Source organism: Glycomyces sp. NPDC050141, from assembly GCF_055586545.1.
The window spans coordinates 55,962-80,241 of the sequence record NZ_JBVJHZ010000013.1; the positions used below are offsets into that span (position 1 = coordinate 55,962).

At 69.2% G+C, this 24,280-nt stretch carries 17 protein-coding genes; 8 read left to right on the forward strand and 9 right to left on the reverse strand.

Annotation, left to right across the window (positions count from 1 at the left end; translation table 11 throughout):
• Window positions 1–6: 6 nt before the first annotated feature.
• From ACZ60M_RS10500 to ACZ60M_RS10520, 5 genes are all read right to left on the reverse strand, one after another.
• Entirely contained in the window at window positions 7–1,629 is a 1,623-nt protein-coding gene (locus ACZ60M_RS10500) for a glycoside hydrolase family 53 protein (protein ID WP_465416783.1), read from the reverse strand.
• Window positions 1,630–1,702: 73 nt separating this feature from the next.
• A complete protein-coding gene (locus tag ACZ60M_RS10505) occupies window positions 1,703–2,545 on the reverse strand; it encodes a sugar ABC transporter permease (protein ID WP_465416785.1) in 843 nt (280 codons plus the stop codon).
• 3 nt (window positions 2,546–2,548) lie between these two features.
• Window positions 2,549–3,970 (reverse strand): carbohydrate ABC transporter permease, encoded by a 1,422-nt coding sequence (locus tag ACZ60M_RS10510; protein ID WP_465416787.1) that lies wholly within the window; start codon window positions 3,968–3,970, stop codon window positions 2,549–2,551.
• 12 nt (window positions 3,971–3,982) lie between these two features.
• Complete coding sequence (locus ACZ60M_RS10515; RefSeq protein WP_465416789.1) at window positions 3,983–5,293, reverse strand: extracellular solute-binding protein; 1,311 nt, start codon at window positions 5,291–5,293, stop codon at window positions 3,983–3,985.
• A gap of 416 nt (window positions 5,294–5,709) precedes the next feature.
• Window positions 5,710–6,468, reverse strand: coding sequence for a FadR/GntR family transcriptional regulator (locus ACZ60M_RS10520; RefSeq protein WP_465416791.1), 759 nt, complete (start codon window positions 6,466–6,468; stop codon window positions 5,710–5,712).
• A gap of 280 nt (window positions 6,469–6,748) precedes the next feature.
• On the opposite strand from ACZ60M_RS10520, the gene ACZ60M_RS10525 reads away from it, so the two are divergent.
• Genes ACZ60M_RS10525 through ACZ60M_RS10560 form a run of 8 tightly spaced genes read left to right on the forward strand, consistent with a single transcriptional unit; the run spans window position 6,749 to window position 15,111 of the window.
• Complete coding sequence (locus ACZ60M_RS10525; RefSeq protein WP_465416883.1) at window positions 6,749–8,011, forward strand: MFS transporter; 1,263 nt, start codon at window positions 6,749–6,751, stop codon at window positions 8,009–8,011.
• Window positions 8,008–9,738 (forward strand): dihydroxyacetone kinase family protein, encoded by a 1,731-nt coding sequence (locus ACZ60M_RS10530; RefSeq protein ID WP_465416793.1) that lies wholly within the window; start codon window positions 8,008–8,010, stop codon window positions 9,736–9,738. Before ACZ60M_RS10525 ends, ACZ60M_RS10530 begins: the two co-directional genes overlap by 4 nt.
• Window positions 9,735–10,205, forward strand: a complete 471-nt coding sequence (locus tag ACZ60M_RS10535; RefSeq protein WP_465416795.1) for a ribose-5-phosphate isomerase — start codon at window positions 9,735–9,737, stop codon at window positions 10,203–10,205. Before ACZ60M_RS10530 ends, ACZ60M_RS10535 begins: the two co-directional genes overlap by 4 nt.
• The gene (locus tag ACZ60M_RS10540) at window positions 10,205–10,969 is read left to right on the forward strand and encodes a triose-phosphate isomerase family protein (RefSeq protein WP_465416797.1); all 765 of its coding nucleotides are present in this window, start codon (window positions 10,205–10,207) and stop codon (window positions 10,967–10,969) included. Before ACZ60M_RS10535 ends, ACZ60M_RS10540 begins: the two co-directional genes overlap by 1 nt.
• Complete coding sequence (locus ACZ60M_RS10545) at window positions 10,966–11,760, forward strand: sugar phosphate isomerase/epimerase family protein (protein ID WP_465416799.1); 795 nt, start codon at window positions 10,966–10,968, stop codon at window positions 11,758–11,760. Before ACZ60M_RS10540 ends, ACZ60M_RS10545 begins: the two co-directional genes overlap by 4 nt.
• Window positions 11,757–12,611, forward strand: a complete 855-nt coding sequence (locus tag ACZ60M_RS10550) for a phosphogluconate dehydrogenase C-terminal domain-containing protein (protein ID WP_465416801.1) — start codon at window positions 11,757–11,759, stop codon at window positions 12,609–12,611. Before ACZ60M_RS10545 ends, ACZ60M_RS10550 begins: the two co-directional genes overlap by 4 nt.
• Window positions 12,612–12,620: 9 nt before the next feature.
• A complete protein-coding gene (locus ACZ60M_RS10555) occupies window positions 12,621–13,376 on the forward strand; it encodes an SDR family NAD(P)-dependent oxidoreductase (protein WP_465416803.1) in 756 nt (251 codons plus the stop codon).
• Between the two features lies 1 nt (window position 13,377).
• Window positions 13,378–15,111 carry a D-apionate lactonase family protein gene (locus ACZ60M_RS10560; RefSeq protein ID WP_465416805.1) on the forward strand — a complete coding sequence of 578 codons (1,734 nt, stop codon included), beginning with the start codon at window positions 13,378–13,380 and terminating at the stop codon, window positions 15,109–15,111.
• A gap of 36 nt (window positions 15,112–15,147) precedes the next feature.
• On the opposite strand, the gene ACZ60M_RS10565 is transcribed toward ACZ60M_RS10560, so the two are convergent.
• Genes ACZ60M_RS10565 through ACZ60M_RS10580 form a run of 4 tightly spaced genes read right to left on the reverse strand, consistent with a single transcriptional unit; the run spans window position 15,148 to window position 24,270 of the window.
• Window positions 15,148–17,574: a glycoside hydrolase family 2 TIM barrel-domain containing protein gene (locus ACZ60M_RS10565; protein WP_465416807.1), complete on the reverse strand. Its 2,427-nt coding sequence runs from the start codon at window positions 17,572–17,574 to the stop codon at window positions 15,148–15,150.
• Between the two features lie 16 nt (window positions 17,575–17,590).
• Entirely contained in the window at window positions 17,591–19,036 is a 1,446-nt protein-coding gene (locus ACZ60M_RS10570; protein ID WP_465416809.1) for a glycoside hydrolase family 43 protein, read from the reverse strand.
• On the reverse strand, window positions 19,029–21,425 hold the full coding sequence (locus tag ACZ60M_RS10575) for a glycoside hydrolase family 3 N-terminal domain-containing protein (RefSeq protein ID WP_465416811.1): 2,397 nt from the start codon (window positions 21,423–21,425) through the stop codon (window positions 19,029–19,031). The genes ACZ60M_RS10570 and ACZ60M_RS10575 overlap by 8 nt, the downstream gene beginning before the upstream one ends.
• Before the next feature lie 43 nt (window positions 21,426–21,468).
• Window positions 21,469–24,270, reverse strand: a complete 2,802-nt coding sequence (locus ACZ60M_RS10580) for a family 78 glycoside hydrolase catalytic domain (protein ID WP_465416813.1) — start codon at window positions 24,268–24,270, stop codon at window positions 21,469–21,471.
• Window positions 24,271–24,280 lie beyond the last annotated feature (10 nt).

Below are 24,280 nucleotides of genomic sequence, written 5' to 3' on the forward strand. Positions count from 1 at the left end.
CCGCCGTCACGCGGTCCGGACCAGGCGCACGTCGTCGATGTTGATCCAGTTCCCGCCGCTGGCACTCGTGTAGAAGCCGGCCTCGATCCGGCCGCTGGTGACCTGGATGCCCGAGAGGGTCACCTGCGTCCACGTCGAGGTCACCGGCAGGTTGGCCTGGCGCTCGGTGCCGCCGTGGTTCTTGGCGTACATGCGCGCCGCGCTCTGGCCGCCGCCGTTCATGACCCAGGCGGTGAGCGTGTACGTCCCGTTCGGGACGCTCACCGACTGGTATGCGGAGGCGGTGTACACGGTGGACTTCCAGAACGTGAGCTTGCTCGAGCCCTGATAGATGCTGCCGCGAGACTCGCGGAAGACGGCGTTCGTGTCGGCGCTGTTCTGCGCCCAGACGCTCCAACCGCTCGCCGGGCTGCCCGAGGTCTCGAAGCCGCCGTTGGTCAGCACGTTCTGGCCCGTGCCCGGATCACCGCCGCCCGTGGTCTCCGCGAAGACGTCGAGAGTCGAGAGCGCACTGCCGCCGCAGTTGAACAGGCCCTGGTTGTCCCAGGAGTTGCTTTCGCCCGCGAAGTCGTTGATGTACGCCATGCCGGCCTGGCTCGCCCAGCTCGTGTTGCCGAGCCACGCCGGCTCCCACCACACCAGGCCGCGGCCGCGGTCGTTCGGCACGGCCTGGACGGCGTTGCGCAGGTCGCGCAGGAACTGGGTCTGCCCGGCGACGGTGGCCGGGTAGCCCGACTCCTGCGCGTGCGAGCTGGTGAAGATGTTGCCGCGTCCGTCGCAGTCGGTCAGCGTGTGAGCGTAAGCGGTCTCCACGATGAGCACGTCCTTGCCGTAGCGCGCGGACACGTCGTTCATGTTGGTGCGCAACTGGCTCAGCGTGCCGTGCCAGTACGGGTAGTAGGACATGGCGATGATGTCGTACGGGACGCCCTGGTTGCGGGCGTTGTCGAACCAGGTCCGGTAGGCGGCGTTGTTGCCCCCGCGGTCGAGGTGCAGCGCGATCTCGATCCCGCTCGCGCCTTCGTGGACGCCCGCGATCCCGGCTTTGAGCAGGCCGCCGAGCTGGGTCCAGTTGGAGGTGCTGCCGGTCGGCAGCAGCATCCCGTTGGTGATCTCGTTGCCCACCTGCACGATGTCAGGAGTCGCGCCCGCGGCGGCCATCTGCGAGACGACGCTGCGGGAGTAATCGCGCACCGCGGTCGTGAGCTGGCTGTACGACATGTTCTGCCAGGCCTTGGGCTTGATCTGCTTGCCCGGGTCGGCCCAGAAGTCCGAGTAGTGGAGGTCGAGCAGGACGTCCATGCCGAGGGCCTTGGCGCGCTGCGCCATCGCGATGGTCTTGGCCAGGTCGTTGGTGCCGCCGCCGTAGGCCTGGCCCGAGGACGAGTACGGGTTGTTCCAGAGCCGCAGCCGCACCAGGTTGGCGCCGTTTTCGGCCATGATGCTCAGGGCGTCGTCCTGGACGCCGTTGTCGGAGAACCGCACTCCGGACCGCTCGACGTCGATCAGGGTGCCGGGGTCCACGCCCATGTAGAAGTCGTCGCGCACGGCCTGGGCTGGAGAAGAGGCCGTGGCGAATGCCGTGAAGCTCAAGGCGGCGGCGAGTGCCACCGCGACAATGCGTCTCATGTGTCGCTCCTTTGCGATGGGGCCGGACGGCGCGCGCCCGGACGGTGAAGGCCCGCATGGGGGCCGCTGGAACTCATCCCTTCTCCGCACCGGCCATGGCGCCGGTGACGAGGTGGCGCTGCAGGACGATGTAGAGGATCGTGATCGGCACCGCGAGCACTACCGCACCGGCGGCGAACGTGGTGAAGTCGTTGGCGTACTGGTCGGTGATCAGCTGGAACAGGCCGATCGCCACGGTCTGCTTGTCGCTGCTCTGCAGCAGCAGCCGCGGCAGGATGAAGTCCATCCACGGCACCGTGAAGCTGGTGATCGCCACGAAGGTGAGCATCGGGCGCATGAGCGGCAGCACGATCTTGCGGAAGATCGTCAGCCGCCCCGCGCCGTCGAGCGCCGCGGCCTCGTCGAGGCTCGCGGGCAGGTTGTCCGTGTAGCCCTTCATGAGCCACGTGTTGTACGGCAGGGCTGCGGCGATGCTCACCAGGGCGAGACCTGTGAGGGAGTCGAGCAGCCCGAAATTCAGGAAGAGCATGTAGACGGCGATGGCGGTCAGGAAGCTGGGGAACATCTGGAGGACGAGGATGCCCAGCATGCTCGCCTTGCGGCCCCGGAACCTGATGCGGGCGAACACCCAGCCGCACAGGGCCGAGAGCGCGACCGAACCGACCATGTTGAGGACGGCGACGTACAGCGAGTTGAGGTACCAGCGGCCGTAGTCCGTCTGTGTGAAGAGCTCGATGTAGTTGTCGAACGTCGCGTCCTCGGGGATCGGGCCGGCGTTGGCCAGTCCCCCGCTCGGCCCGAAGGAGGAGCCGACGACCCACATGAGCGGGAAGACCACGATGATCGCGACAACGAGGAGCTGGAGGTGGAGCAGCGCGGTGGTGGCGCGGCCGCGCGCCCGCCTTGGTGCGGCCATGGGTCAGAGCTCCCGGATCGCTTTGGTGCGGTTGAGGTTCAGCACCGAGATGGCGCCGACGATGACGAAGATGACCAGGCTCATGACCGCGCCGATGTTGTAGAGGCGGTTGTCGAGGGTGAGCTTGAACAGCCAGGTGACGAGCAGGTCCGTGCTTCCGGCGAACCGGTAGTCCACATTGTCTGGTCCTCCCTCGGTGAGGAAGTAGATGACGCCGAAGTTGTTGAAGTTGTGCACGAACGACAGGACGAGCAGCGGCATGACCGTCCGCTGGACGATCGGCAGCGTGATGTACCGGAACTGCTGGAGCGGCCCGGCGCCGTCGATGCGGGCGGCCTCGTAGTAGCTGTCAGGGATGTTCGCGAGGACGCCGCCGACGAGGGCCATGAAGAACGGAAAGCCGAGCCACAGGTTGACCAGGAGCGCGACGGCGCGGGCGAGGTTCGGGTGGGTCGGGTCGGTGAACCAGTAGACGCGCTCGTCGGTGATGCCGAGGTCGACCAGCCACTGGCTGACGGGCCCGAACTGGCCGTTGAACATCGAGCGGAACACCAGGGCTGAGACGATCGCCGGTACGGCCCACGGCAGCAGGAAGATCGAGCGCCACACCCGCGGGAACCGCACCCGCTTGCTCGCCAGGAGCACCGCCTGGAGCATGCCCGCCGCGTACGTGGTGACCGTGGCGACCACTGCCCACACGACAGTCCAGCCGAGGATGCCGACGAACGTCGCGGTCCACGACGGCACGGCGAAGATGGTCGCGAAGTTCTCGAAGCCGACCCAGTCGACGAGGTTCTTGGGCGGCAGGTTGTCCCGGTTGTAGTCGGTGAAGGCCACGAGGATGCCGAAGAGCACCGGCAGGACCGCCATGAAGACCAGCAGGACCATGCCGGGCGAGAGCACGATGTACGCGAAGGCGCCCTCCCACAGCCGCCTGAAGTAGGCGCGCGAGGTCTCGGCCCCGCCGCCCGCGTTGAGGGCGGCCCGGTACCTGACGGCGTCGCGGACGCTCCAGCCCCACATGATGGCGAGCAGCGCCAGCGTCAGGAACGCGATCAGGCCGTTGGCCATGAGGACGATCGAGTTGTCGCCTTCAGTGAGGCCCGTCAGGGTCATCTCGCGCGGCTGGGTGCCGAGGGTGAACAGGCCCCACAGGCCGCGGATGAAGAACCCGCCGTTGGCGCGCGCCGTGAAGTCCATCCCGGCGTAGTAGTTGCCGGTGGCGATCTCCCAGACGATGGCCGCGGCAAAGAACGCGAAGAAGAAGGCGGCCTTGCCGGCCTGCCGGTTGATCAGCTGGCCCGCGCCCCACACCAGTGCCGAGGCGAGGCCCGGCACCGGAGCAGCGAGTTCGGGGCCCGCTCGCTCCGGGTCGCGCGGGGCGCGACCCGGAGCCGAGGGCTTCGAGATCGAAGTGGTGGTCACGACGGCCGGTCCCTAGAGTCCGTGCAGTTCGTTGTAGGTCGTCACGGCCTTCTCCTGGGCCGCCGCCGAGTCGGACAGGCCGTCCCAGGCGTCGATGACCATCGTGTTGCCGGTCTCCCAGAAGTACTGGGGCACTTGGGGAATGAGTTCGGCGTTCGCCGACTGCGCGACGACGCCGGCCACATGCGGATCGTCAGCGATCCCCTCGATGCCGGCGAGCAGGTCGCCGTTGAGGGCTGGGATCTGGCCAGTGGCGCCGTAAACGGCGGCGGCTCCGGCGTCAGAGGCCATGAAGTTCGCGAAGACCCTGGCCGCGGCGGGGTGCTCGGAATAGCCCGAGACGACCGCGACGTGCATTCCGGCGAATGAGCCCGCGGCTCCGCCGCCTTCGATGCCCGGCAATGTGGTCACGCCGTACTCGAAGCCGTTTTCGGCGGCACCGGTGTCGAAGAGCGAGAAGCTCCAGGGACCGGTGATGACGTAAGGCGTCTCGCCCTTGGCGAACCCTTCCTCGATCGTCTCCCAGGTGCTGTCGGCGCTGGGCACGTCGTAGATATCGCGCAGGCCCGCGTAGTAGTCGAGCGCGCCGGTGAGGGCCGGGTCGTCGAAGCCCGGGGCGTCGACGTCGCCGTCGGGGTAGACCTGCCAGCCCGCGGAGGAGAGGATCGGGTAGGCGCGGTAGATCTCCGAAGTGGACATGCGAAGCGTCCAGCGGTTCGCCGATGGATCGTTATAATCGGCGGCGAGCGCCTGGATCTCCTCCCAGGTCGCAGCCGGTTGATCGGATCCGGTCAGCTCCTGGAGGAGTGTCGTGTTGTAGATGAGCGCGAGCGACTCGGTGGTCACGGGCACGGCGTACATCTGGTCCTCAACGGAGACGACACTGGTGAAGGCCTCGCTCATCCGCTCCTGGAGCAGGCCCGTGTACTCCCCCATGGGCGCAGCGGTGCCGTCGTCGATGGCCCGGGCGACCTGGTCGTAGAAGCTCATGTAGACGTCGGCGCCGTTCCCGGCCTCGCCGGCCAGGGACATCTTCTCCACCGCGTCGTTCTTCGCGACGAGCTCGTACTCGATCTTCATGTCCGGGTACTCGTCCTTGAACTCCTCCTTGAAGGCGGCGATCACGGCCTCGGCGAGATAGTCCTCTTCGAACCAGACCTTCAGCGGCACTTCACCGGAGGCGATGTCCTCCTCGATGACGTACTGCCCGGCCTCGGCGTCCCACTCCAGCTCGGAGGCCTGCTCCTCCTCGGCGGGCCCACCGCATCCGGCCAACCCCAGCACTGTCGCCGCCGCCGCGGCGACAACTCCCTTGCGTCGCATCGCTTGTCCTTGTCTCCATGAGGGATGCTGCCGCTGACTTCGCCTCGGCAGCATGTGAACGTTTGCATAAACGTAGCGACATACATCACTGAAAACAAGGGTTCTTCACGGCAATTGAACAGTTTTGACCGAATCGAAAACGTTAAAATGATTGCAACTTCGTCACGACGACCGCTTGCGCGAGTCCCGCTGAGCCGTTTCACCGCAAATGAGCGTGCACGTTCACAGCCCCGCAAGGCGCCGAACACCCTGCCGCTGGCACCGGACCCGCTGGGGGGCGGCGAACAGCCAACGGTTGCCGACCACCGATCGAGGTCCGGGAGGCGTTCACGAACTCTCGGCCAAAGCCCCGGACACGTAAGACAGATTCAGCGACGCAGCTCCCGGAATCCACAAGCCCCTCAGTCTCCGGCGCCTCAGGATTCCCGGCCCGGCACGTCCATGGTGGCCGCATCGTTGCCCAGTCGCTTTGAGGCGGTTGCCATGTGGACGGCCATCGCCGACGCGGCGGCGTCGGCGTCGCGAGCGCGCAGGGCCTCGTAGACGGCGGCGTGCTCGGTGAGGGCGAGGTCGGCTTCTTCGCGGTCGCTTACGGCGCGGTCGGCGTAGACCTGGAGGAGGGAGCGGACGATGGCGAGAAGGTCGAGAAGGACGGTGTTCCCGGCGGATTCGGCGAGGGCGTCGTGGAAGCGGCGGTCGGCCTCGGCGAACTCGGCGAGGTTGTCGGCCGCCTCGCGCATGCGCTGCAGTTGGCGGCCCACTGCGTCCAAGGCGGTCTCGTCCGCGCCTGCGGCGAGGCGGGCCACGTAGATCTCGAGTCCTGAGCGCAGTTCGAGGAGTTCGGCGGTCTTCTTCTCGCCGATGAGCAGGCCCCATTTGAGGGTCTGCGGCAGCAGCTCGGAGGCGTTGCCGCGCAGGTAGGTACCCGATCCGGGGCGCACGTCGACGATGCCGAGGATCTCCAGCGCGGCGAGGGCCTCGCGAACGGCCGAGCGGCCGACGCCGAGGGAGTCGGCGAGCTTGCGTTCGGCGGGGAGGCGGGTGCCGGGAGCGAAGGAGCCGCTCGTGAACAGGTCGAGCAGGCGGCGGGCGACCTCCGATACCGGTGTACTCGACGGCAGGGCGCCGAGGGAGGCGACCAGGTCTGCGGAGTCGTCTGCGCGGGAAGCGGGCATGCGAACAATCTACAGCCGCGGCACGCGACGACGGGTTGACGCATGACGCACCGGTTCGACCGGTTTGTCACTTGCTCCCGCGCACAGACGTGAAGAAATCCGCCGCCATGACTTGCAATTGGTCAACCGGTTCGCCAATATAGAGGGATCCGGCCCGTCCGATCACTGTCGATCACCTGGAGTCCCCGTGCAAGATCCCCGAACCCCCGCGAGCGAGCCCCCGATCGCTCGCTCCGCGATCCGGAAGGTCGCCGTCCGGCTCGTGCCTTTCGTGGCGCTCATGTTCTTCATCAACTACCTCGACCGGACCGCCATCGGCTTCGCCGCGCCCAACGGCATGAACGAGGACCTGGCGCTCAGCGCCGCCCAGTTCGGCTTCGCCTCCGGCGTCTTCTTCTTCGGCTACATCCTTCTGGAAGTGCCCTCCAACCTGGCCCTCCACAAGTTCGGCGCCCGCAAGTGGCTGGCGCGCATCATGGTCAGCTGGGGCATCGTCGCGCTCCTGTTCACCTGGGTGCAGAACTACGAGCAGCTGGTGGCCCTGCGGTTCCTCCTCGGCGTCGCCGAAGCCGGGTTCTTCCCCGGCGCGATCCTCTTCCTGAGCCTGTGGGTGCCTTCCGCGTACCGCGGTCGCATCCTCATGCTCTTCTACCTGGCCCAGCCGCTGACCACCGTGATCGGCGCGCCGCTGGCCGGGGCCCTCATCGAGCAGCACGGCGTGTTCGGCCTCGAAGGCTGGCGCTTCATGTTCCTGGGCGTCGCCGTCCCGGCGATCGCGGTCGGCCTGGTCGCCTGGTTCTACCTGAAGGACAAGCCCGCCGACGCCAAGTGGCTCACGGCCGAAGAGCAGACCTGGCTCACCAGCGCACTGGAGGCGGAGCGGTCGGCAACCGAAGGGCACGAAGGCCACGTCTCGGCGCGGTTCGCCTTCGGCTCGGGCCGGGTGTGGGCGCTGTCGTTCATCTACTTCGGCTTCATCTACGGCCTGTATGCGCTGGCGTTCTTCCTGCCCACCATCATCGACGGGTTCCAGGAGCAGACCGGGAGCGAATTCACCTTCTTCGAGAAGGGCCTCATCACGGCCATCCCGTACGTTCCAGCCGCGATCGCGATGTACTTCTGGTCGAGGGACGCCTCCAGGCGGGGCCTCAAGACCTGGCACATCGCCGTCCCGGCCGTCGTCGGCGCGGTCTCGATCCCCTTGGCGCTCTTCGCGGGCAGCCCGGCGCTCACCATCGCCGTCATCGCCGTGACCGCCATGTCGATCTTCGCCGCGCTGCCGAACTTCTGGACGCTGCCGACCCGGTTCCTCACCGGCGCAGCGGCAGCGGCCGGAGTCGCACTCATCAACACGGTCGGCAACCTGGCCGGGTTCAGCGCCCCGTACATCACCGGCGCGGTGCACGACTGGACCGGCGGTTACGAGGTCCCGATGTTCATAGTCGGCCTGTTCATGCTGGCCTCGGCCGTGATCATGGTCGTGCTCGCACGCGGGAGCCGGATCGAGGCCTCGGTCGCCGACGAGGAGCTGGTGCGCCGATGACCCGCCTGTGGAACGACCCGGCGGACTTCGCCGACGAGATGATCGCGGGCTTCACGGCCGCGAACGACCGCCACGTGCGGCGCGTCCCCGGGGGCGTCACGCGCGCCACGGCGGTGCCCGAAGGGCAAGTGGCCGTGGTGATCGGCGGCGGCTCGGGCCACTACCCGGCCTTCGGCGGCCTGGTCGGGCAGGGCCTGGCGCACGGCGCGGCGATGGGCAACCTCTTCGCTTCGCCTTCAGCGCAGCAGGTCCACGCCGTCGCTTCGAGCATCGAACGCGGCGGCGGGGTGCTGCTGTGCTACGGCAACTACGCCGGGGACGTGCTGAACTTCGATGCGGCGCAAGAACGTCTGCGGGCCGAAGGCATCGACTGTGAGACCGTCGTCGTCACCGACGACATCGCCAGCGCTGCCGCCGAAGAGCGCGAGAAGCGGCGCGGCATCGCCGGAGACCTCGTGGTGTTCCGCGCGGCCGCCGCGGCTGCGGAAGCCGGGTACGGCCTCGCCGAAGTCGCCCGCGTCGCGCAGCTCGCGAACGACCGCACCCGATCCTTCGGCGTCGCGTTCACCGGCTGCACGCTCCCCGGAGCCGAATCCCCGCTGTTCACGGTTCCAGAAGGGCGCATGGCGATCGGCCTGGGCATCCACGGCGAGCCGGGGATCGACGAGAACGGCGTCCCTTCCGCCGACGGTCTTGCCGAGCTGCTCGTGGAACGTCTACTCGGCGAGCTGCCCGAGGGTGTCGAGGTCGCACGCGCCCGGGTGGTGCCGGTCCTCAACGGGCTCGGCTCGCTCAAGTACGAGGAGCTGTTCGTCGTCTACCGGCGCGTCGCGGAACTACTCGCCGACGCGGGAGCATCGATCATCGACCCACATGTGGGCGAGTACTGCACGAGCTTCGACATGGCCGGGCTCTCGCTGACGCTGTTCTGGCCGGATGCGGAGCTGGAGCGACTGTGGGAGACCCCGGTGGACGCTCCCGCCTACCGGCGAGGGACCGTTGCCGCCGCGGCGTGGGTTGCTGAGGAGAGCACCGAAGCGGCTGCGGCCGAACCGATCCCGGAATCCGACGAAGCGTCGCGCGCGGTAGCGGCCACAGTCTTGGTGGCGCTCCATTCCACCGTGCAGATCATCGACACCAATGTGGATGATCTCGGCCGCATCGACGCGATCGCCGGGGACGGCGATCACGGCATCGGGATGCAGCGCGGCTCCCACGCCGCGCTCAATGCCGCGACCGCTGCCGTCGAGGCCGGAGCCGGGGCCCGGACCGTCCTCACGCGCGCCGCCGACGCATGGTCGGACAAAGCAGGAGGAACCTCAGGCGCACTGTGGGGCGTCCTCCTTGCCAATCTGGCAGAGGCCTTGGGCGACAGAGGGACACCCGATGCGATCAACCTCGCGGACGGCGTGACCGCAGGAGTCGACGGCGTCATCGGCTACGGCAAGGCGCAGATCGGCGACAAGACCATGGTGGACGCCCTGGTGCCGTTCGCCGAGACGTTCAGGGCCGCGATCGAAACCGGAGCTTCCGATCCGTGGCAGGCCGCCGCGCAAGCAGCGTCCGAAGCCGCCGCCGCGACCGCCGGGCTCCTCCCCCGCATGGGTCGCGCCCGGCCGCACGCCGAGAAGTCCCTCGGCACCCCCGACCCGGGGGCCCACTCGTTCGCCCTCATCGCCTGCGCCGTGGCCGACCTGGTCGCGGCCGAGAGAAAGGACCCCGCATGACCGAGCGCCTGCGGATCGTCGTCGGCAGCGACGACGCCGGATTCGACTACAAAGAGGTCCTCAAGAGGGACTTGGAGGCCCACCCCGGGGTCGCGTCAGTAGTCGACGTCGGCGTGGACGCCGACGGCCACACGCCCTACCCGAAGGTCGCCATCGAAGCGGCCGGGCGGGTCGCGGACGGCGCGGCCGACCGGGCGCTGCTCATCTGCGGGACCGGACTCGGCGTCGCGATCGCCGCGAACAAGGTCCCCGGCATCCGCGCCGCCACCGCGCACGACAGCTTCTCCGTCGAACGCTCGGTCCTCTCGAACAACGCGCAGGTGCTCACCATGGGCCAGCGCGTCATCGGCGTCGAACTCGCGCGCCGCCTGGTGCGCGAATGGCTCGACTACCGCTTCGACGCCACGTCGGCATCAGCCGCGAAGGTCGCCGCGATCGGCGAGTACGAGTCCACAGGTTCGTGCTGATGGCGCCCATCAAGGTCGGAGTGAGCCTGAAGATGTACTTCAGGCACCGCGAGGCCGTCGAATGGTGCGAGCGGGTCGCGGCGCGCGTGGGCGACCGCGCCGCGCTCGCCTCTGGTGCGGTGGAGCTGTTCGTGATCCCGACCTACCTGCAGATACTTCCGGCGCTGGAGGCGTTCGCGGGCACGCCGGTGCGCATCGGCGCGCAGGACGTCGCCGCCTCGGATGCGGGGGCGTTCACCGGTGAAGTGAGCGCCGCCGAGCTGGCGGAGGTCGGGGTGACGATCGCGGAGATCGGGCACGCCGAACGCCGCCGCCTGTTCGGCGAGACCGACGCGACCGTGGCCGCGAAGGCGTCGGCCGCGTTGCGCCGCAATGTGACACCGCTGGTGTGCGTCGGCGAGGCCGAGCGCGGCTCCGACGCGGCCGCCGCCACGGTCGCTCAGCTGCGGCGCGGGCTGGCGGGCGCGCCCGCTGGTCCGGTGGTCGCGGCCTACGAGCCGGTCTGGGCGATCGGCGCGGCCGAGCCCGCCCCGGTCGAGCACATTGCCTCGGTGGCGCGCGCGGTCCGGACGGCGCTCGACGTCGCCCCGGACCGGGCGGGCAGCGCCGTGATCTACGGTGGCTCAGCCGGTCCGGGCCTGCTCACCGCACTCGGCGACGCGGTCGACGGGCTCTTCCTGGGCCGCTTCGCACACGACCCTGAGAACCTGGTCGCGGTGCTCGACGAGGCCGAGGCCCTCGCGACGGCAAGGAGCGCATCGTGATCGGCCTCGGCACGTACGCGTTCTTCTGGCAGCATTCCGACCGGGTCGCGAAGCCGCTGTCGCTGACCGGAGCGTTCGAAGCGACCCGCGAACTCGACGTGGACCTGTTCCAGATCTGCGACTACGCGCCGCTGGAGACGATGAGCGACAGCGATATCCGTGACGCAGCGGCCGCAGCCCGAGTCCTGGGTCTGACGATCGAGCTGGGCACCAAGGGTCTAGAGCCACAACGCCTCAACCGGTTCTTGGACCTCGCATCCGTCTTCAACGCGGCACTCGTACGCAGCATGGTCTTCGGCCCCGACTCCCGGCCGACCCTGGACAAGGCCGAGGGGTGGCTGCGCGCCGCGCTGTCCGCATACGAGGATGCGGGCGTCACGCTGGCGCTGGAGACGTACGAGCAGGTCGCAACACCCGACCTCGTGGGTCTGGTCGAGCGGATCGGCAGTCCGAACCTGGGCATCTGCCTCGACCCGGCCAATGTGGTCGCCCGGCTCGAACATCCCCGCGACACCGTCGAACTCGCCGCGCCGTACGTCAAGAACGTGCATGTCAAAGACTTCGCCTTCGACCGCCAGAGCGGCTGGGTCGGCTTCACCTACAGCGGCGCCCCCATGGGCGAGGGGCTGCACGACTATCCGCACCTGCTTGCGACCGTCCGACCCCGCGAGAAGGGCGCCAACGAGATCGTCGAGCACTGGCTGCCCTGGCAGGGCGACGCCGCCACCACCGCGGAGACCGAACGGGCCTGGACCCGCACCGCCATCGATTACCTGAGGAGCACCCAATGAACGACACCTTCACCGTCGCCGTCATCGGCGCGGGCGGCAAGATGGGCATGCGCGTGTCCAACAACCTCGTCAAGACCGACCACAAAGTCGCGTACGTGGAGAACTCCCCCGCCGGCCAGCAGCGCGTCACCGACGCCGGCCGTGAGCTGACCAAGGCCCCCGAGGCGGTCGCCGATGCCGACATCGTCGTGTTCGCCGTCCCCGACCTCGCACTCAAGCCCGTCACTGCCGACCTCGTGCCGCAGATGAAGCCCGGCTCGATCGCGCTCACGCTCGACCCGGCCGCCGCCTACGCCGGGCTCCTGACCACGCGGCCCGAGGTCGCGCAAGCCGTGGCGCACCCGTGTCACCCGTCGATCTTCCTGCAGCGCACCACACCCGAGGAGTACGCCGACACGTTCGGCGGCATCGCGGCCCCGCAGGACGCGATCGCCGCGATCGAATCCGACGACCCCGCGCAGCGGGCGACGGTGGAGGCCACGGTCCGCGCGATCTTCGCGCCCGTCGTGGACGTCCACTGGGTCACGGTCAAGCAGCTCGCCCAACTCGAACCCACCTTGGTGGAGACCATCGCGTGCATGGTCGGGGCCCTGCTCAAGGAGTCCCTCGACGAGGCCGTCAACACCATGGGGGTCCCCGAAGCCGCCGCCCGCTCGATCCTGCTCGGCCACACCCAGGTGGCGCTGGCCAACGGCCTGCGCGGCGACAACCCGTTCAGCGACGCCTGCCTCATCGCGATGGACTACGGGCGCGACAGCATCATCAAGGAGGACTGGAAGAAGGTCTTCCGCGACGACGAGCTCGACGCCAACCTGGCCCGTATGCTGCACCTCGACAAGATCGAACGCTGAGGAACGGAAATGGCCAGACTCAAGGGCAAGACCGCGCTCGTCACGGGTGCCGCTACAGGGATCGGCTACGCGGTGGCGAGCCGGTTCGCCCGTGAAGGCGCGAGGGTGGTGATCGCGGACCGCGATGCCGAGGCCGCACAGGAGGCCGCCGCCGCGATCGGCACGAACGCGAATGCGTCGGCCATGGACATCGCCGACGAGGCCTCCGTGTTGGCGGCCTTCGCGACGCTCGCGGCCGACGGCTGGACGCCGGACGTGGTCGTCGCCAACGCCGGGGTGCAGCTCTTCGGCCAGGACGCACCGGCCGCCGAACTGGACTTGGAGGTGTGGCGGCGGACCATCGACGTCAACCTGACCGGCACCTTCCTCACCGTCAAACACGCCGTGCGCGCGATGGCCGCGAACGGCGGCGGATCGATCATCCTCACCGGAAGCCCCACCGGTGTCAACGGCGAGGGGAAGGACTTCACCGCCTACAGCGCTTCGAAGGCCGGCATTCACGGGCTCGCCAGGACGGTCGCGGCCGCCTACGCGGACAAGGGCATCCGAGTGAACACGGTGGTCCCCGCCTACACGGAGACCTCGCTGGTCACCACCATCACCGCCGACCCTGAGGCGCGGGCGGCGATCATCGGGCGAATCCCCCTGGGCCGGGCCGGGACTCCGCAGGACGTCGAGGGCGTCATGGTGTTCCTGGCCTGCGACGACGGCGCGTTCGCCACCGGTTCGCTGTTCGCCGTCGACGGCGGGATGACGGCGCTCTGACATGGCATCGCGCAACGACTCATGGCATCCGCCGACCAAGCTCTGGCAGTCCGGGGCCTGGTCGGCGGAGCTGCGCGGCGACGAGCTCGCCGACATCCGCTACGACGGCCGTCTCATCCTGCGCGCCGTGAGCGCGGTGGTCCGCGACGCGGATTGGGGCACCGCCGCACTCGTAGTGGACGCTGTGGACGAGCGGCCGGGCCGACTCTCCCTCACCATCCACAGTGAGGGATTGGGCACGGATCTGCACGGCGGCATCGAGGTAAGGGCGCACGGACCAGAGCTCGAAGTGGTCTTCGAAGGGACGTCCGACGCAGGATTCGCGACCAACCGGACCGGTCTGGTGGTCCTGCATCCGCACGGGCTCGCCGGCGTCCCGCTCACCGTGGTCCACTCCGGAGGCGGAACCGAGCGGACCGGCTTCCCCGAGGCCGTCAGCCCGCAGCAACCCGTGTTCGACATCGCCAAGCTCGCCTGGGAGACAGACGGACTCGAGGTGGAGGTCGAGTTCGACGGCGACGTATTCGAGATGGAGGACCAGCGCAACTGGACCGACGCGTCCTTCAAAACCTACAGCCGCCCGCTGTCGCTCCCGTTCCCCTACGAGCTCGAACCAAGAGTGCCTGTGCAGCAGACAGTGACAGTTCGAATCCGAGGCGCGATCCGAACACCTGCCCCGGCAACTGACCGCATTACTCTCCGTCAAGGCGGGCGGTTCCCCGCGATCGGGCTCGGCGCCGCCACCGGCCCCGACCCCGAACCGCCCGGCGTCGCGCTGATCGGCGGCGAACTGCTCGTCGAACTCGACCTCGACACCCCCAACTGGCGGGCGGCCCTCGCCCGAGCTGCAGGGCGCGGGCTGCCGCTCGACGTGCGGGTGACCACGAGCGACACCGCATTCGAGGAACTGGCCGGTGCACTCGACGGACTCGCGCTCCGCCGAGTCGCGGTATTCGACGCCGGGCTCCACGTGTCCACGGCTCCGCTTGTCGACGCGTTGCAGAAGTCCTTGCACGACAAGGGCATCCGCGTCCCGATCATTTGCGGCTCACGTTCGCACTTCACCGAACTCAACCGTGAACGCCACCGGCTGCCGGCACGACCCGACGGGTACACGACGGCCCTCACGCCGCTCTTCCACAGCCTCGCAACGGAACAACTGATCGAATCGGTCGCGATGCAGCGACTCGTCGCCGAACAGACCGTTGCCTACGCGGCAGGACTGCCGGTTCACCTCGGGCCGGTGACGCTCCGGCCCCGCTTCAACAACGTCGCCACACTCCCCCAGCCCGGCCCCGTCCGGGACGACCTCGTCGAAGGCTACGGCGCCGCGTTCACCGGCGCGGCCGACCCGCGCCAGACCACGCCCGAACTCGCGGCGTGGACCATCGCCAGCGCCGCCGCACTCGCGGTCCCCGGTGTCGCGTCACTGTCCTACTTCGAGGAGTGGGGCGAACGCGGCATCCGCGACGCCGACGGGGTCGATTTCCCTGTCGCAGAAGCGCTCCAGGCCCTCGCCGCGATGTCGGACTTGGACCTGTTGCGGGGTGCGAGCCCCGACGGCCTCGCCTGGGCGATCGGCGCTCGCGGAGAACACGGCGACACCGTGCTCGTCGCCAACCTCGACCGGGTGCCACGCGAACTCCAGATCGAACTGCCGCCGCACGGACCGACCGCCGACCCCGCGCGCACCGTCATCGTCGAAGCTCTGAGCTGGTCCCGTCTACCGGTCTGAGCGAGCCGACACCGAGGCCGCGAGCGGCCTTGGCCTTCAATCGGCGTGCAGAACGATCTCGGTCGCGTCGAGACCTTCACCGGTGACGGTGACAGTGATGTCCCCGGGTTCGGTGGGCCGAATGGTCGCGAGTGCGCGCCCGTCGAAGGTGGTGGCAGTGCCGGAGTCGAATCGTTCCGCCGTCTTCGGGCGGGCACTGCCGAGGGCTTGGAGCACGCCCGCGCCGGAGACCTCCACGGTGACTTCGCGGTCCGCCGCAGTCGCGAGGGTGCCGTCGACATCGACGAGCTCCAGCGTGACGTACGCCAGATCAGTGGTGTCGGCCCGGATGCGTTCGCGGTCGACAGCCACGCGAAGGCTGATCGGACCGGTCGCGGTTCGGAGGACGGTTCGCGCGATCACTTCGCCTCGGGTACGGGCGATCGCGACGAGCTCCCCCGGGTGGTACTCAAGGTCGAAGACGGCCCGGTAGCGGTGGGAGGGCCCTGCGGCGGCCGTGCCGATCGTCGTGCCGTTGAGGACCATCTCCACTTCGTCCGCGTCGCTGTACACCTCGACTTCGATCGGCGTGCCGGGTTCCTGGTCCCAGGTCCAGGTGGCGATCGCGTCGCTCCAGGCCCAGTCGAGCGCCCGCGCCGCCTGTTTGTACGTCTCGGGCCTTCGCACGGCGATGAAGGGCTCGCGGCGCAGTCCGAAGACGATCTCCCGGTAGTAGGAGGATGGGCGCCGGTGCCCGGTGATGTCGATGTCGCCGCACCAGGCGAGCAGCCAGGGGAACTCGGGTGTGCTGCCGTGCCCGACCGCGCCGTCACCGTATTCGGTGCGCCCCAGGCCGGCCTCACCGATGTAGTCCCAACCGGTCCAGGCGAAGTCGCCGATCACGTGAGGGTGTTCGGTCACCAGTCGCCAGTTGGTGTCGATGTCCTTGGCGAGGGTCTCGGTACCGAGGACGATCCGGTTCGGGAACCGCTCGCGGTCGGCGAGGTAGCGGGAGGCGGCGTAATTGTGGCCGACGATGTCGACCCCGGCATGGATTTCGGCGGTCCGTTCGGTGACGAAGTCGGAGGTGCTGATCTGGTCGATCAGGGCGTTCATCTCACTCATGAGGTCGTTCACGTTGCCGTTGGATCGCACTTCGCCGATCTGGTCTTTGAACGACTCGATGATCTGGGTGATCGTGGCGACGAATCCGCTGACGCCGTTGGTGACGAAGCGCGTCTGGTCGAGCGAGCGGACCTTCTCCGCGAGTCCGCGTCCCCAAGCGGCCCCGAGCGGACGGCCGGCCTCGAGGATCTCGTTGCCGACCGAGTAGATGATGACGCTGGGATGGTTGTAGTCCTTGGCCACCATGGCTTCGAGGTCGCGTTCCCACCATTCGGGGAAGGCCAGAGAGTAGTCGAACGGGCTTTTCGAGTCGGTCCACATGTCGAACGCCTCGTCCATGACGAGCATGCCGAGCCGGTCGCAGGCGTCGAGCATGGCAGGACTGATCGGATTGTGGGCGGAGCGGATCGCGTTGAAACCGGCGGCCTTCAGGATCTCGACCCGCCGTTCCTCGGCGCGGCCGATCGCAGCGGCGCCGAGCGGGCCGTTGTCGTGGTGGACGCACGCGCCCCGCAGCTTGACCGGCTCGCCGTTGATGCGCAGCCCCCGCGCGGGATCGAGTCTGATCGTCCGGATGCCGAAGGTCGTGTACTCGCGGTCGACCTCGCCGCTTGAATCCCGCAGTATCGAGGCCGTCCGGTACAGATAGGGGCGCTCGACGTCCCACAACTCGGGTGCGGCGACATAGAGCCGTTGACGCAGCAGGCCGGTCGCTCCCGGGCGCACCGTGAACGGTACGGCGTCGACCGCGACCTGCACGCCTTCCGCGTCTTCGATCGCCGTCTCGACGGTGAAGGTGCGGGTCTCCCGTCCGCTGTTGGTCACCCGGGACGCGACCTCGACCACAGCGCGCTCGCCGTCGACGTCCGGAGTGGCGACCCTGATGCCGGACGCGGCGAAGTGTCCGAGCTCGGTGACGGTGAGTACTACGTCTCTGTGGATTCCGAGACCCGAGTACCAGCGCGAATCCTGGTGCGCCCGGGCCTCGACGCGGATCGTGTTCGGCTCCCCGCAGCGCAGGAACGGATCGAGGCTGATCAGGAACGGCGCATACCCGGAGGGGCGCTGTCCCGCGAAGTCGTCGTTCACGAAGACCATCGCGTCCCGGTAGACGCCTTGGAACTCGATGGCGACGCGTTTGCCCCGCCAGTCCTCGGGGGCGTCGAAGGTCTTCGTGTACTCGACCGCTCCGCCCGGGAAGTGGCCGCTCTGTGCGCTTTCGGCCGCTGAACGGGTGAACCCGATCATCGCGTCGTGCGGCAGTGTCACGTCGACCGCCGTTTCGGCGGCGTCGCCGAGCGGCGCGAAGATGCTGGTCTTCGGGCGGTACGACCAGCCGGTGTTGAAGGAGGTCCGCATTGCTGTCTGCTCCTGTTCAGCGGATGGGCGCGTATGAGACTGAAAGGACCCGAGAGGGGGCCGACGAGGCGCCGATGCCCAGCATCCGGCCGGTGAATCCGGCTGCGACCTCTGTGGAGAGATAGCGGCCGTCGAGTCGGGCGAGCTCCCGGAAGTGCTCGCCGTCGTGGAAGGACAACGCGATCTCGTCCGGCCCCTGGTTCGCCAGGGCCTCATGACCTGCTGGCAGGGCTTCGATCCGGAGTCTCACCGTGTCGCCCGAGGCCGACGCGGTGCCCAGTTCGGACTCTAGGTATCCGATCCGCGCGGTCGCCCTGATGCGACCGGCCTCGAACGCCAGGCCGTACCAGTGGTGGTCGTCCATGCGCAGCAGGAGACGCCCGGAGCCGGTGAAGTCGGCCTCGGCCCGCCATGCCAGGTCACGCACCCGGGCGCACAGCAGCTCCGAGGCGGCCGAGAGCGCAAGGCCCCCATCCGGGTGGAGCTGTGCGAATGACTCGGCCTCACCGCCGGGCACGACCCAGCGCGCGTGCAGGTCCGGTCCGGCGAACTCGTCGGTGAATCCGGTGTCGGCCGCGGGCACGTCGAACCGGTCCTCGGTGAAGACCGGCCAGCCGTCGACCCAGTCGATGCCCGCCAGGAACGACTCCCGGCCCAGCACATGGAAGTTCGGCGTGAAGCCGCGCGGACGCACGCCCAGGTGGACGGCGGCCCAGTCCCCTGCCGGGGTCTCCACCAGGTCGGCGTGGCCGACGCTCTGGACCGGGTGGGCGGTGCTGCGGCGGGAGAGGATCGGATTGCCCGGGCACGCCTCGAACGGCCCGCTCGGATGCGGGCCGCGCGCGACGGTGACGCTGTGGCCGCGTTCGGTGCCGCCCTCGGCGAGCAGCAGGTACCAGTGGTCGCCGATGCGGTACAGGTGCGGCCCTTCGGGGGCCATCATGAGGCCGGTCCCCTGCCACACCGGGTACGGCTCTCCGATGAACTTCCCCGTCTCGAGGTCCAAGCGGCCCTGCATGATCGCGTCGCCAATGCCGTCGAAGCGGGTGGCCCTCCACGTCAGATAGCAGTCGTCGCCGTCCCAGCACAGGTCCGGGTCGATGCCGACCGCTTCGGGCACGAACACCGGGTCGCTCCAGGATCCGGCAGGGTCCTCGGCGCTGACGATGAGCTGCCCGGACTCGAAGTCGCTGGCGTTCGTCGTGACGAACCAGAACCGGCCGCCGTGGTGGCGCAGCGTCGAGCCGTAGATCCCCTTGGAAGGCAGGGCGTCGCCACGACGGAACTGGGAGCGCCGGTCGAGAATGTTCCCGATCTGGCTCCAGTGCAACAGGTCGCGGCTGTGAAAGAGCGGCGCTCCCGGGAAGTACTCGAAGCTCGAGTTCGCCAGGAAGTAGTCCTCGCCGACGCGGCAGACGGTCGGATCGGGGTAGAAGCCCGGGATGATCGGCGTCTCAGACATTTTCGACCACGCTTTCGGAAAGGAAGGACCGTTCGGCGCTGGAGAGGACCCGCCGCTCGCCGGTCACCTCGAACGAAGCCTCGAGCCGCCGGTCGTCGGAGTCCAGGCCGAGGAAGAAGTCGACGCGGGCCGGTTCGACCGCGAAGTCGCGGTCAGCGGCGGTGCAGCCGAGCTGGGCCGCGTTGACGCGGAAGGTGATCCGGCGGGACTGCCCCGGCGCCAGCTCGATCCGCTGGAAGCCGCCGAGCTGCTGGGCGGGCCGGGTGACCCCGGTGCCATTGACCCGCAGGTAGAGCTGGACGACCGTGGCTCCGCCGACCTGACCGGTGTTGGCGACCGTGACGCCGATGCCCGCAGTCCCGGCCGTGTCGATCGCTGCGTCGCAGGACAGCTCGGAGAGGCCGAACTCGGTGTAGCTCAGTCCGTGCCCGAACGGGAACTGCGGCGTGGCCTCCATGTCGAGGTAGAGCCGGTTCGTGCCCGGAGGCAGCGTGTTGCGGTAGCCGGTGCCGGCCTTCTGGTGGTGATAGACGGGGACCTGGCCGGAGTGGTCGGGGATGCTGTACGGCAGCTTTCCGCTGGGGTTCACGGCCCCGAACAGGACCTCCGCGACCGCCTTCGGGCCGAACGGGCCCCCATAGGAGGCCATCACGATCGCCCTGGCGTCTCGAACGACCTGGGGCAGCGCGTAAGCGCGGCCTTGGAAGAGCACTGCGACGATCGGTTTCCCGGCGGTCGCGACGGCTTCGGCCAGGTCGGTCTGCACCTGTGGAAGCGCGATATCGGCCGTGTCACTGCCTTCACCCTCGGTCCGCTCGCCGTGGAACAGCAGGCTCGCACCGCCGAGTGCGAGCACGACGACGTCGGCCCGGCGCGCTGCCTCGACCGCCCGGTCGATCGCCTCCTGCCCGAGCGGCATGGTGAGGGTGCAGCCGGGTTCGACGATCACCTCGGCGAATTCGGTGATCCCCTCGGACAGCGAGAGTGCGCCGTATGCGGCGTGGACGTACTCCTCGGAGTCCGCTTCCGGAATCAGCTCGGCGTTCCACGAACCCATGCCGGGGTCGATGCCGACCTGCTTGGTGTGCTGGCCCTTGCCCATCTCGACGGTGGCCTCGCGCCAGCCGGGGTAGGTGTAGCCGGGGAACTGGAGGCGAGCGGCGTCGGCGTGCGGGCCGATCACAGCCACGGTCAACCGTTCGGGTGCGAGCGGCAGGACGCCGTCGTTGGCCGCCAGCACCACCCCGCGGCGCGCCAGTTGCCGCGACTCTTCGCGGCCCTCGGCGGCGATGGCGTCGAGGTCGATGCGCTCGGAGGGGTAGGGGTTCTCGAAGAGACCCGTCTCGAACTTGGCGCGCAGCACTCTGCGCACGCTGTCGTCGATGTGGCGCACCTCGACCCGGCCCGCCTCGGCTTCGCGGGCGAGCACGTCGCCGTACCCATAGGCTTTCGGCAGTTCGACGTCCAGCCCGGCGGTGATCGCGAGGCGGCCGGCCTCGGCAGGCGTTGCCGCCACGCGCTGGCGCACCACCAGGTGCTCGGTGGTGCCGTAGTCGGAGGACACGAAACCCTCGAAGCCGAGCGTGCCGCGCAGGAGGTCCGTGAGCACCTCGGTCGAGGCGCCCACCGGTATGTCGTCGACGTCGGCGTAGGAGTTCATCACCGATCGCATGCCTGCGAGTTGGATCGCGGCCTCGAACGGGTAGGCGAACACGTCGCGCAATTGCCGGGGTCCGCCCTCGTACGCGGACAGGTTGATCCCGCCCGCCGCCTTCGCGTAACCCAGGAAGTGCTTGGCGCACACCAGGGCTCCCTCGGAGAGGTCCTCGCCCTGGAGTCCGCGGGTGTAGGCCACGCTGAGCGCCGCCGCCAGATACGGGTCCTCGCCGTAGGTCTCGTGGACCCGGCCCCACCGGGGGTCGAGCGCGACGTCCATGACCGGGGCGAGCGCTTGCACGAAGCCAAGCCGGCGCATCTGCCGCCGGATCAAGTCAGCCATGTCCTCGACCAGTTCGGGGCTCCAGGCGGCGGCGAGGCCGGTCCCGGTCGGGAAGACCATGTGGCCGCCGACGATGAAACCGGTCAGCGCCTCGGTGTGGATCATCGCCGGAATCCCGAGCCGGGTCCGCTCGGTCATCTGCCGCTGGATCGTCGCGACTCGGTCGGCGAGCTGCCGCGGGCTGTCGAGATAGAGGCCCGCGACGTGCCCGGGCGGGTGCTCCAGGAGGTCCGCGATGCCGTCGGCGTCGGCGCCTTCCGGGCTGATGAGGTCCCACGGGAACACGGAGGAGAGCTGGCCGCACTTCTCGCGGATCGTCATCTCGCGCAGCAGCAAATCGGCGCGGACATCCGGCGGCAGAGCGGCGTTTCGGTAGGTCTCGGAAATCATGGTGGTCCTTTCGCATTGACGGGTAGGAGGATTCGCTACCGGGTCAGGACCGGCTGGACGCGAGGATCGCGTCCACTTTGCTTTGGAACAACGTGACCTCACTCGAGGTCCCGAACGACACGAGCGCCCGGCTCAGGTCGGCGGCGGGCAGGTCGAGGTACGGGGAGAGGAGGCTGGCGATCGACGTCTCGCCTCCGGGGGCGAGCCCGGATTCGACCGCGGCGGCGACGATCGCGTTCCAGGTCTCGGCGTCGTCGAACAGGTCGCGGACGCTCGCCTCGGGGCCGATCGAGCCGGGGCGGACCGGGTCGGCGGTCTCCCAGCGGTGCTCGCCGTGGCCGACGTCCTCGATGACCGCTCCGCCGGGCAGATGGACTCGGGCGGTCGCGCCGACGGGGACGCGCACCTCCAGGTGGAAGCGGCCTTCTTCGCGCCGCCAGGCAACGCGGGCCTCGCCGTAAGGTGTGCGGTGGCGGGCAGAGGCCGAGTCGAGCGCGGCGGTCGGGATCGGGCGGACTTCGATCTCGCGGTAGCCGGGCGCGCCCGGGGCGAGTCCGGCGACCGAGCGGTGCAGCCAGTCGGCCACCGCGCCGAGCGCGTAGTGGTTGAACGAGGTCATCTCGCCGGGGTTGATCGACCCGTCGGGCAGCATCGAGTCCCAGCGCTCCCAGATCGTGGTGGCGCCCATGGTGACCGGGTAGAGCCAGGACGGGCAGCCGGTCTGGAGCAGCAGCCGGTAGGCGGTCTCGGCGTGGCCGGTCGCCGTCAGCGCGTCGGTCACCAGCGGGGTGCCGACGAAGCCGGTGCCGATGCGGAAACCGTTGGTGCGCACCAGGTCCGCCAGCCGCTGCCCGGCCTCCTCACGCTGTTTCTCCTCTGGCAGGAGGTCCCAGACGATCGCGAGCGCGTAGACCGTCTGCGCGTCGGAGATGACGCGCCCGGCCGAGGTGACGTAGGCGGCGGCGAACGCCTCCTTGACCTCAGCGGCGAGCGCGCCGTAGCGCTCGGCTTCAGCGGTGCGGCCGAGCGCCTGCGCGGCCAAGGAGACGACCTCGGCGGAGCGGGCGAAGTGGGCGGTGGCGACAACGTCGTTGTCGGCCTTGGCGCGGAAGGGGTCCTCGGGCGGCGCGGTCGGGTCCAGCCAGTCGCCGAACTGGAAGCCGCCGGACCACAGCCGGTCCGGCCCGGCCAGCTCATCGATCTTGTCGACCCACGCGGTCATGCTCGGCAGCTGACGCTCCAGCAGGCCGAGGTCCCCGGTGCGCTCGTACACCGTCCAGGGGACGAGGGTGGCGGCGTCGCCCCAGGCTGCGGTCGCGGGCGAGGGCATCTCGAGGATGTCGGGGATGACGAACGGCATCGCGCCGTCTGCGTGCTGTTCGGCGGCGAGGTCGGCCAGCCAGGACTCCAGGAATCCGGCGCTGTCGTAGAGGAACGCGGCGGTGGGGGCGAACACCTGGATGTCGCCGGTCCAGCCCAAGCGCTCGTCGCGCTGCGGGCAGTCGGTGGGCACGTCCACGAAGTTGCCCCGCATGCCCCATACGACATTGTCGTGGAAGCGGTCGAGCAGGTCGTGGCTCGATTCGAACCAGCCGGTGCGTTCGAGGTCGGAGCCGATCACGACGGCTTCGATGTCCTCGGCGTGCAGGCCGGGGACGCCGGTGACCTCGGCGTAGCGGAAGCCGTGGAAGGTCAGCGACGGCTCCAGCGTCTCCTCGGGGCCGCCTGCGACCAGGTAGGAGTCGGTGGCGCGGGCGGCGCGCAGCGGGCGGACGCCCAGCTCGTCGTGTTCGAGGACTTCGGCGTGGCGGACGACGACCTCGTCGCCCGAGGTGAGGCCGCGGACGCGCAGGCGCGCCCAGCCGACCACGTTCTGCCCGAAGTCGACCAGGGTCTTCCCGGAGGGCGAGTCCCAGACCTTCTGCGCCGCAATGGTCTCGGTTGGCTTGATGAGCGGTGAGTCCTGCGCGGTCAGGTTAGCGAGGTCGGTCTCGAGGACTTCGACGCCGCCGGTCCGCACCTCGCCGCCGCGCCTCAGGTCGGTGCGCTGGCCGTCGTACAGGTCGTCGGCGAGGACGCCGCTGTCGCGGGCCGTCCAGGTCTCGTCTGTGGCCAGCACGTGGACGGTGCCGTCCTCGGTGGTCACTTCGAGCTGCGCGAGCAGGGCGAGGCGGTCGCCGTAGAGGGCGCGCTGCTCGTAGAAGCCGAGCTTGCCGCGGTGCCAGCCGTTGCCGAGCAGGACGTCCAGGGTGTTCGCGCCGGGCTCGACCAGGTCCGTCACGTCGTAGGCCTGGTAGCGCAGCCGGTGGCGGTAAGCGGTCCAGCCCGGGGCGAGCACCTGGTCGCCGACGCGTCGGCCGTTGACCGTGGCCTCGTACACGCCGTGGGCGGTGGCGTAGAGCCGGGCCTTGACGATCTGCCCCGGCACGTCGATGGCACCGGTGAGTACCGGCGCGGGTTCGTCGAGTCCGCCGACGCCGACCGGACTGATGAACCGCGCCGTCCAGTCGGACGCTTCGAACAGGCCGGCCTCCACGACCGACGCCGCGCTCCAGTCGCTCCAGTCGGCGCCGTGGGCGACCCGCACACGCACCGCCGCGGACCGCCGGGAGCCGAGCGGCTCAGCGGGCCAAGGCACCAGGACGCTGTCGGGGCCGTCGACTCGGTGGCGTTCGACCCCGCCCCGGCGGGAGATCTCCACTTCGTACGCCGTCTGCTCGTAACCATCCTCGGCGTTCGGGACCGTCCACGAGAGCCGTGGCGTCCCCGTACCGATCCCGCGGACGGGAGCAGCACCGGAGCGGTGCTCGAAACGGGGGGCTTCCGGCGCGGCGGCCTTGGACATGGGTGACTCC